The 8,754-nt window shown below is 74.0% G+C and carries 7 protein-coding genes and 2 pseudogenes; 5 read left to right on the top strand and 4 right to left on the bottom strand.

Translation table 11 applies throughout. The features are described 5' to 3' along the window. The 4 genes and pseudogenes from ABZV94_RS38230 to ABZV94_RS38215 all read right to left on the bottom strand — a co-directional run. Positions 1 to 1,157: pseudogene (locus ABZV94_RS38230) on the bottom strand (hypothetical protein); the annotation flags it as partial. 70 nt (positions 1,158 to 1,227) lie between these two features. Beyond that, positions 1,228 to 2,106, bottom strand: coding sequence for a hypothetical protein (locus ABZV94_RS38225; RefSeq protein ID WP_356349092.1), 879 nt, complete (start codon positions 2,104 to 2,106; stop codon positions 1,228 to 1,230). Between the two features lie 103 nt (positions 2,107 to 2,209). Further along, on the bottom strand, positions 2,210 to 3,739 hold the full coding sequence (locus ABZV94_RS38220; protein WP_356349091.1) for a hypothetical protein: 1,530 nt from the start codon (positions 3,737 to 3,739) through the stop codon (positions 2,210 to 2,212). A gap of 159 nt (positions 3,740 to 3,898) precedes the next feature. Then, positions 3,899 to 4,600, bottom strand: a complete 702-nt coding sequence (locus ABZV94_RS38215; protein WP_356349090.1) for a GntR family transcriptional regulator — start codon at positions 4,598 to 4,600, stop codon at positions 3,899 to 3,901. Between the two features lie 128 nt (positions 4,601 to 4,728). Between ABZV94_RS38215 and ABZV94_RS38210 the strand changes: the two genes are divergently transcribed. The 5 genes and pseudogenes from ABZV94_RS38210 to ABZV94_RS38190 all read left to right on the top strand — a co-directional run. After that, a complete protein-coding gene (locus tag ABZV94_RS38210) occupies positions 4,729 to 6,060 on the top strand; it encodes an MFS transporter (RefSeq protein ID WP_356349087.1) in 1,332 nt (443 codons plus the stop codon). A gap of 5 nt (positions 6,061 to 6,065) precedes the next feature. Next, the gene (locus ABZV94_RS38205; protein ID WP_356349095.1) at positions 6,066 to 6,896 is read left to right on the top strand and encodes a putative hydro-lyase; all 831 of its coding nucleotides are present in this window, start codon (positions 6,066 to 6,068) and stop codon (positions 6,894 to 6,896) included. Between the two features lie 80 nt (positions 6,897 to 6,976). Next, positions 6,977 to 7,735 carry a 5-oxoprolinase subunit PxpA gene (locus ABZV94_RS38200; RefSeq protein ID WP_356349085.1) on the top strand — a complete coding sequence of 253 codons (759 nt, stop codon included), beginning with the start codon at positions 6,977 to 6,979 and terminating at the stop codon, positions 7,733 to 7,735. After that, positions 7,732 to 8,349 (top strand): 5-oxoprolinase subunit PxpB, encoded by a 618-nt coding sequence (gene pxpB / locus ABZV94_RS38195; RefSeq protein WP_356349082.1) that lies wholly within the window; start codon positions 7,732 to 7,734, stop codon positions 8,347 to 8,349. Before ABZV94_RS38200 ends, pxpB begins: the two co-directional genes overlap by 4 nt. A 91-nt stretch (positions 8,350 to 8,440) precedes the next feature. Next, positions 8,441 to 8,754, top strand: a pseudogene (locus ABZV94_RS38190) (allophanate hydrolase subunit 2 family protein); the annotation flags it as partial.

The raw sequence follows: 8,754 nt of genomic DNA, 5'->3' as shown, positions 1-8,754 counted from the left end.
TTCTCGGCGGCGGCCAGCGCCAGGGAGGCGTGCCGGTAGGCGAGTTCGGCGGCGATGAGGGCGCTGCGTTCGCGGGCGCCCTCGGAGTGCGTGACGGCGTACGCGGCGGCCGTCACGCGCTGGGCCAGGTCGGCGGCCCGGAGCCGCTCCCGCACGGCCCGCGCGGACAGCCGCCGGGCCAGCGTCCGGGTGCGGCGCTCGGCGCCCGCGTGGACGTCACGCGCGCGTGCACGCGTCTCGGCGGCCTCCACGATCCGGCCGAGCAGGTCGACGGAGCCGGCGGTGAAGTCCCGTTCGGCGATCAGTTCGGCGCGCCGGCCGAGCTTGTTGCCGAAGCCGCTGACGAGGTCGGCGAGGCCGTCGGTGTCGCGGGTGTCGGTGACGGCGCGCAGCAGCAGGTCGGTGAAGTCGGAGTCCTTCTTGACCGCGAAGAGACCGGCCGCCTCGCCCTCGTCGGCGTTCATCTCGCGCTGGTAGCGGAAGAGTTCGGGGTCGAGGCCGAGGTCGCCGAGGTGCTCGGTCCAGCGCTCGTGGATCTCCTCCCAGTGCACCTCCAGGTGCGGGTAGACCTTGCCGGCCTCCATGAGGGCGTCGCGGAAGCCCTTCATGGTGCGGCGGCGGCCGTGCGCGCCGGAGGTGCCCTCGGCGGGCGGCCGTACGGAGGTGGACTCGGCGACGGGCAGGTTGTCCAGGCTGAGGCCGGGTCCGGGGCGGAAGGAGTACCAGGCCTCGGCGAACTTGCGCGGGTCGTTGGAGACCTGCCGGCCGCGCCACTCGCTGACCTTGCCGACGACCACGCACTCTCCGGTCAGCACGTGCTGCCACTCCAGGGCGACGTGGCCGCAGTCGTCGGCGAGCAGGAACTTGCGGAGCACGCCGGAGCTGGCGCCGCCGAGGGTGTTGCGGTGGCCCGGCAGCATCACCGAGAAGATCAGCTTGAGCAGGACGGACTTGCCGCCGCCGTTCTCCAGGAACAGCACGCCCGCGGGCGCGGGCCGGCGCGGCGGGCCGGACGGCTCCTCCTCGAAGAACTCCACCTGCGTGGGCGCCGGGTCGGGCACGGGCTCGCCGACGCCCCTGAGGTCGAGCACGGTGTCGGCGTAGCGCGCACCGGCGGGACCGATGGAGTAGAGGCGGACCCGGGACAGCTCGTACATGGCGGACTCTCGTAAGTCTGGTGAAAGGTGCGGTGGTTCAGAAGGGGCTGGAGCTGCGGCAGCTTCAGCGTCAGGAGTGGAAGGGCAGTCCGGCGTCGGCCACCAGGTCCAGGTCGTCGGTGTCCTGGGCGGGCAGCAGGGTGGCCGTGCCGTCGGTGACCGGGACGATGCCCAGCTCCACCAGTTCGGCCAGGGCGGCGCTGCCGGCCATGTCGCGGACCTGGAGCTGGTAGCGCGCGGTGGTGCGGTAGGTGCCGCCGTTGTCGTCGCCGGTGCGCTGGAGGAAGCCCGAGTCGGTGAGGAAGGCCATGGCCTTCGCCACGATGCCGGTGGTGGAGGCGGCCGGCCGGCGGGCGTCCTTGGTGGCGCCGGTGGCGCTGCGTCTGGCCCAGATGCGCCAGGCCGCCTCCAGGCCGGGCGCGTCGGTCGCCGGGTCGGTGTTCTCGCCCTGCTCCTCGGCGCGTTCCTCCAGGCGGCGGCAGGCCTGCCGGACGAAGGCGTCGACGCCGTTGACGGTGACCCGGCCGATGTAGGAGTCGTCGGCCAGGTCCTCCGGGCGCGGGAACGCCAGCGCGGCGACGGCGAGATGGGCGAGTCCGTGCAGGAAGCGGTCGCCGGAGTCGGCGGCGGTGCGACGCGCGTAGTCGCCCATGCGGACGGCGAACACCGAGTCCTCGGCGGCGGTCACGGCCATCCCCGCGCGCGGGGAGACTTCCAGCACCACGAGCCCGAGGCCGGCGGCGACGGCGTCGGCGAGCCGGGCGAACGCCGGGTCGTCGCGGTAGCGGCGCAGCAGCTCGGTGTACTCCTGGTCGCGGGCGGGCGCCAGCTTGGGCTGGAGTCCGAAGGCGACGAGCCGCGCCGCGTCGGCGGCGTCGGCGGGGGTGACGGCGGAGCCGGCCGGGGCGGCGGCGGGCTCGGGTTCACTCCGGTCGACGTGCTCGGTCACGGGTTCGGCTCCTTGTCGTGCTCTCGTCCACTCATGCCGCTCATGCCGGTCATGCCGCTCATGCCGGTCATGCGGGTCATGCGGGTCATGCAGGTCATGCAGGTCATGCCGCTTCCGTCCGGTCCGCGGCCATCCCGGCCGCGTCGAGCAGGGCGGTCCCCACGATCAGGTCCGCTCCGCCGAACTCGGGATCGTCCAGTTCGGTCCCGTCGTCCACGGCGAACAGCAGCTTCTCCTCGCCCTGCCGGTAGGCGGTGCCGACGGCGGGGCTGGCCGCGTGGACCGCCAGCAGCGCCACCAGGTAGGCGAGGTCCGGGTCCCCGGTGCGCCGGGCCTCGGCCAGCAGGCCCGACAGTCGTCTCGGGGCGTCCGCCGGCAGGTCCAGCAGCTCCGTCGCCGCGGCGAGCTGTTCCTCGCTGAAGCGGCTGTCGTCCGGCGTCGCGATCAGATCGGGCTCGGGCATCTCCGCGCCCAGGTGCTCCCGCTCCACGGGCGGGGTCAGCAGGATGTCCACGAGGTCACCGACCCGCACGGACACCGGCGTGCGCAGTCCCGTGCCGCGCGCGAAGAAGGCGTCGGTGACCCGGATCGCCTGTTCCAGGGGCAGCGGCAGGACGGGGGCGACGAGATGGCCGTACAGGTCTATCCCGGACGTCGTCGCCGGCGTGGCGAAGGCCTGCCGGTCCTGTTCGGCGCGGAACAGCGGGCCCGCCTCCAGCAGGCGTGACTGGAGCTGGGTGTGGCGCCGGATGCAGTCCTTGACGATGTCGACGAGCTCGGCGGCGCGCCGCTTGTGCTCCGGGTCCTCGGTCTCGTCGCGGGCCTTGCGGATGTTGGTGAGGATGGCGTTCTCGTGGCGGTAGCGCTCGGCCACGTGGTCCAGGGCCTCGGCGATCATGTCGGGGACGGCGTTGAGCCAGTCGACCGCGCGGACGTTGCGCCGGGTGGCCTCCAGGGCCCGGCGGAGCGTCTCGGAGTACTGGACCGTGCGGTAGCGGGCCTGTTCGGCGGCGAGCTGGGCGTCGGCGAGCCGGCCGCGGTTGATCAGTACCTCCAGCTTGACCTCGGCGGCGATCTGGGCGCTGGTGACGTCGGTGTCGAGGGCGCCGACCAGGACGTTGACCGCCTCGTCCGTCGTGCGCAGGTAGACGGTGCCGCCGGGGCCGGGCACCTCCTCGATCAGCTTGAAGTCGTAGTCACGGCGGACGTACGTGCCGTCCGGCGCGAACGTGCCGTAGACCGCGCGGAAGCCGCGGTCCACGCTGCCGACGTTGATCAGGTTCTCCAGGACCCAGCGGGCGACGCGCTCGTGTTCGGCGGCGGGCCGGCCCGGGGCCTGGGCGGCGATGCGCGGGACGAGCCGGGCCACGATCTGCTCGTGGTCGGCGCCGGTGTCGAAGTCCATGTTCAGCGTGACCAGGTCGATGGCGGCCAGCGCCACCTCGGCCATCCCGTACACCGAGTACTCGCCGGCCAGGTTGGCCTTGCGGGCGTCCAGGTCGTGCAGCGGCGCGGTGCAGGCGAGCGCGCGCAGCCGACGCGCCAGCCCCTCGTCGGCGGCCGGGCCCGGAGCCGGGCGCGGCCCCGCGCTGAGCTGGGGCGGAACACGGTCCGTCGATGCAGGCGAAGTCACGGTGCACAGACTAGGTCCTGGGTCTGACATCGACCCAAACGAGAGGCTCCCCTGGCCCGGCCGGCGCCCGCGCTCCCGCCGGGCGCCCGCGTTCCGGCCAGGCTCCCCCGCTCCGGCCGAGCCCGGCACGGCTGCCGACCGCGCCCCTACACCGCGCCCCTACGGGGACCCCTCCTCGCCCACCCTGCGCCGGTACACCTCCACCACCCGTTCCAGCGAGTCCGCGAGATACGTCTCCAGGAGCCGTTCCGCGCCGCTCCGGTCGCCGGCCTGGAGCGCCTGAAGGATCTCGGCGTTGCGGGCGAGGTACGGCTCGTGCAGCCGGCGCGGGTCGTCCACGACGTGGAAGGCCAGGCGCAGCTCGGCGAAGACGCTGCGCATCAGCTCGTCGGTGCGTTCGCTGCCGGCCATGGCCACCAGTTCCCGGTGGAAGTGGATGTTGGCCGTACCCAGCCCTTTCCAGTCATTCTCGGCGACCGCCGTACGCCCCTCCTCGACCGCCGAGACCAGCCCGTCCAGCCGGTACGGCGGTTCGCCCAGCCCCCGGACGACGGCGCACTCGACGAGGGAGCGCGTGCGGTAGATGTCCTCCACGTCCTCGACGGTCAGGACCCGCACGAACACGCCCCGGTTGAGTTCGTGGACCAGCAGGCGCTCGTGGGTGAGCAGCCGGAACGCCTCGCGCAGGGTGTTGCGGGAGACGCCGAGCGCCCCGCCGATGCTGTCCTCGGACAGCCGGGTGCCCGGCGGGAAGTAGCCCTCGGAGATACGGCTTCTGAGGATGTCCGAAACCCGCTCCGCGGTGCTGGTACGGCCCAGAAGGACCCGGTCGCCGGCCAGTCCCGTCAGCTGCTCTGCCATGCCCGGAATTCAATCGCAGACACCAGAACGAAACAACACGGGTATTGAAGGATCGTTGAACGATCCTCTACGGTGCTCCGCACGGCTCACTTTCCCAGCACCCTCCGTCCCTCTTCTGCGAGGTGCCCATGAGCACGACCCCACCGCCCCGCTCACCCTCCGCGCCCTCCACCGGCACACGCCCGGTGCGGGCCGAACGCGCCGACGAGGACGGCGCGTTCGCCTGGCTGCGCGCCCTCGGTCCGCGCGGTCGGCGTGCGTTCGCCGGAGCTTTCGGTGGATATGCCCTGGATTCGTACGACTACTTCACCCTGCCGCTGAGCATGGTGGCGCTCTCGGCGTACTTCGGCCTCAGCAGCGGCCAGACCGGCCTGTTCACCACCGTCACCCTGGTGGTCTCTGCGGTCGGCGGCGCCGCCGCGGGCGTGATCGCGGACCGGGTGGGCCGCGTCCGCGCCCTGATGATCACGGTGGTCACGTACGCCGTCTTCACCGTCGCCTGCGGCTTCGCGCCCACCTACGAGACCCTGCTCGTCTTCCGTGCCCTGCAGGGCCTCGGCTTCGGCGGCGAATGGGCGGTCGGCGCGATCCTGGTCGCCGAGTACGCGAGCGCGCGCCACCGGGGCCGTACGCTCGGCGCGATCCAGAGCTCCTGGGCGGTCGGCTGGGGGCTGGCGGCGGTCGTCTACACGCTCGTGTTCTCCTTCGCCGGCGACGACCTGGCCTGGCGGGTGATGTTCTGGACCGGCGCGCTGCCGGCGCTGCTCGTGGTCTGGCTGCGCCGCTCGGTGCACGACGCGCCCGCGGCGACGGCGGCCCGCGAACAGGACCCGCGCCGCGGCTCGTTCACGGCCGTCTTCCGGCCGGCCGGCCGGGACGGCGCCCCGGGCCTGCTGCGCACCACGGTGTTCGCGAGCCTGCTCTCCACGGGCGTGCAGGGCGGCTACTACACGCTGGCGACCTGGGTGCCGACGTACCTGAAGTCCGAGCGGGGTCTGTCGGTCGTCGGCACCGGCGGCTATCTGGCCTTCCTGATCTCCGGCGCCTTCCTCGGCTACCTGACCGGCGGCCACCTCACCGACCGGCTGGGCCGGCGGAACAACATCTGGCTGTTCGCCCTGCTGTCGGCGGTGTGCATCCTGGCGTACGCGAACATCCCGCACGGCGCCAACACCCTGCTGCTGGTGCTCGGTTTCCCGCTCGGCTTCTGCATGTCGGCCATCTTCAGCGGCTTCGGCTCCTACCTGAGCGAGCTGTACCCGACGGCGGTGCGCGGCACGGGGCAGGGCTTCACGTACAACACGGGCCGGGCGGTGGGCGCGGTGTTCCCGACACTGGTGGGCTTCCTGGCGGACAGCTGGGGCGTCGGCGGGGCGCTGGTCTTCGGCGCGATCGGCTACGGCCTCGCGGCGCTGGCGCTGCTCGGGCTGCCGGAGACGCGCGGGAAGGAGCTGGCGTGACGCGGGTGAACCGTACCGAGGACCGGCCCGTCACCACCGTCGACGCGCACGCGCACGCGTGGAGCCCGAAAACCGCGCGCGCCCGCTTCCGCGCCGGTCTGGCCGGGCCGACCGCCGGGGTCGCGGCGGGGCACACGCAGGCCAACCTGATCGCGGTGCCCGCCGACTGGGCCTACGACATGCTGCTGTTCTGCCAGCGCAATCCCAAGCCCTGCCCCGTGCTCGACGTCACGGACGCCGGTTCCCCGGCGACCGTCCTCGCCGAGGGCGCCGACCTGCGCACCGATCTGCCGCGTTACCGGGTGTGGCGGGACGGCGAGCTGGTGGACGAACCCACGGACGCGCGCGCGTACTGGCGGAAGGACCTGGTGTCGTTCCTGATCGGGTGCAGCTTCACCTTCGAGTGGGCGCTGGCCCGGGCGGGCGTGCCGATCCGGCACGTCGAGCAGGGCCGGAACGTGCCGATGTACGTGACGAGCCGGGCCTGCCGGGCGGCGGGCCGGCTGCGCGGGCCGATGGTGGTGTCCATGCGGCCGGTGCCGCCCGAGCGTCTGGGCGCGGCGATCCGGGAGAGCAGCCTGCTGCCGGCCGTGCACGGCGGTCCGGTGCACTGCGGCGACCCGGAGGCCCTCGGCATCGAGGACCTCTCCCGGCCCGACTTCGGCGACCCGGTGACCGTCGCCGACGGCGACATCCCGGTCTTCTGGGCCTGCGGGGTGACCCCGCAGGCGGCCGTGATGGCCTCCCGGCCGCCGTTCGCCCTCACCCACGCGCCGGGCCAGATGTTCCTGACCGACGCACGGGACGAGCAGTACCGGCTGGTCGGCGTCGACTGAGCCCGGTCGGCCGGGCACGCGCCGAGCCGAGCGGCACCGCACCGAGGAACCCGCACGAGAACCGGAGACGCGAGAACACCATGACCGCGATCGATCTGAACGCCGACCTGGGCGAGGGCTTCGGCCGCTGGCGGCTGACCGACGACGAACAGCTGCTGTCCGTAGTCACCAGCGCCAACGTCGCCTGCGGCTTCCACGCCGGGGACGCGGCCACCATGCGCCGGGTGTGCGAACGGGCGGCCGAGCGCGGGGTGACGATCGGCGCGCAGGTCTCCTACCGGGACCTGGCCGGTTTCGGGCGGCGCGCGATGGACGTGCCGCCCGCCGAGCTGGCGGCCGAAGTGGCCTACCAGATCGGCGCCTTGGAGGTGTTCGCGCGGGCGGCGGGGTCGCGCGTGGCGTACGTCAAACCGCACGGCGCGCTCTACAACCGGGTCGTGCACGACGAGGAGCAGGCCCGCGCGGTGATCGAGGGCGTGCGCCTGGCGGACGCCTCGCTGCCCGTACTGGGCCTGCCCGGCTCGCGCTTCCTGGAGGTGGCGGCCGAGGCGGGTCTTCCGGCCGTCACGGAGGCCTTCGCGGACCGCGCGTACACCGACGAGGGCACGCTGGTGCCGCGCGGCGGCGAAGGCGCCGTCGTGACCGACCCGGACGCCGTCGTGGAGCGCTCGGTGAGTCTCGCGCGCTCCGGCACGGTCATCGCGCACTCCGGCGCGCGGATCCAGGTGCGCGCCCGGTCACTGTGCCTGCACGGCGACACGCCGGGCGCGGTCGGCCTGGCCCGGCGGGTGCGCGAGCGGCTGGTGGCGGCGGGCGTGCGGGTGGAGGCGTTCGTATGAGGGCGCTTCCCGTCGGCGACGACGCGCTGCTCGTCGAGGTGGCCTCCGGCCAGGAGGCGCAGGCTCTGCACGCCGAGCTGCTGAGGCGTCGCGCGCAGGGCGCGCTCACCGTGCGCGAGATCGTCCCGGCGGCCCGCACGGTCCTGCTCGACGGGCTCGCCGAGCCGGACCGCTGGGCGGCCGAACTGACCGGCGCGCGCGTGCCGGAGATGGCTGCCCGCGCGCGCGAGCTGATCGAACTGCCCGTGCGGTACGACGGCCCGGACCTGGCGGCGGTCGCCGCGCACTGGCGGGTGCCGGAACGGGAGGTGGCCCGCGTCCACGCCGGAACCGAGTTCACGGTGGCCTTCTGCGGCTTCGCCCCCGGCTTCGGCTATCTCACCGGGCTCCCGGAGCACTACCACGTCCCGCGCCGCGCCACCCCGCGCACGGCGGTTCCGGCCGGCGCCGTGGCACTGGCCGGCCCGTACACCGGCGTCTACCCGCGCTCCTCCCCCGGCGGCTGGCAACTGATCGGCACGACGGACGCGGTGCTGTGGGACCCGGCACGCGTACCGGCGGCACTGCTGGAGCCGGGGACGCGCGTGCGGTTCGTACCGGTGGAGGGCGCATGAGCGGCGTACACGGCACGTCCGTCCGGCGGCGAACGGCCGTCCACGCGCGCGCGTGCCTCGTGTCGGCGCCGAGCGCGGGCGGGGAGGCCCCATGACCGACCGTGCGCTCGTCGTCGTGCGCGCCGGGGCGCTGACCACCGTGCAGGACCGCGGGCGGCCGGGGTACGCGCACCTCGGCGTGCCCCGCTCCGGAGCGCTCGACCCGCTCGCGGCGGCGCTGGTGAACCGCCTCGTCGGCAATCCGCCGGACGCCGCCGTCCTGGAGACCACCCTCAACGGCTGCGCGCTGCGCCCGCGTTCGACGGTCACCGTCGCGGTCGGCGGCGCGCCCTGCCCGGTGGCCGTGGGCGGCCGCCCGGCCGCGTGGGGCGCCCCGGTCGTGGTACCGGCGGGCGAACTGCTGGA

Source organism: Streptomyces sp. NPDC004658 (assembly GCF_040609555.1).
Classification (GTDB): Bacteria; Actinomycetota; Actinomycetes; order Streptomycetales; family Streptomycetaceae; genus Streptomyces.
This window is presented reverse-complemented; position numbering and strand designations above follow the sequence as displayed.

What these genes read in the sequence shown, in the direction of transcription:
- ABZV94_RS38215 (WP_356349090.1), bottom strand. Translation starts at nt 4,600, where the DNA reads ATGGCAGAGCAGCTGACGGGACTGGCCGGCGACCGGGTCCTTCTGGGC.
- ABZV94_RS38210 (WP_356349087.1), top strand. Translation starts at nt 4,729, where the DNA reads ATGAGCACGACCCCACCGCCCCGCTCACCCTCCGCGCCCTCCACCGGC.
- ABZV94_RS38200 (WP_356349085.1), top strand. Translation starts at nt 6,977, where the DNA reads ATGACCGCGATCGATCTGAACGCCGACCTGGGCGAGGGCTTCGGCCGC.
- pxpB (WP_356349082.1), top strand. Translation starts at nt 7,732, where the DNA reads ATGAGGGCGCTTCCCGTCGGCGACGACGCGCTGCTCGTCGAGGTGGCC.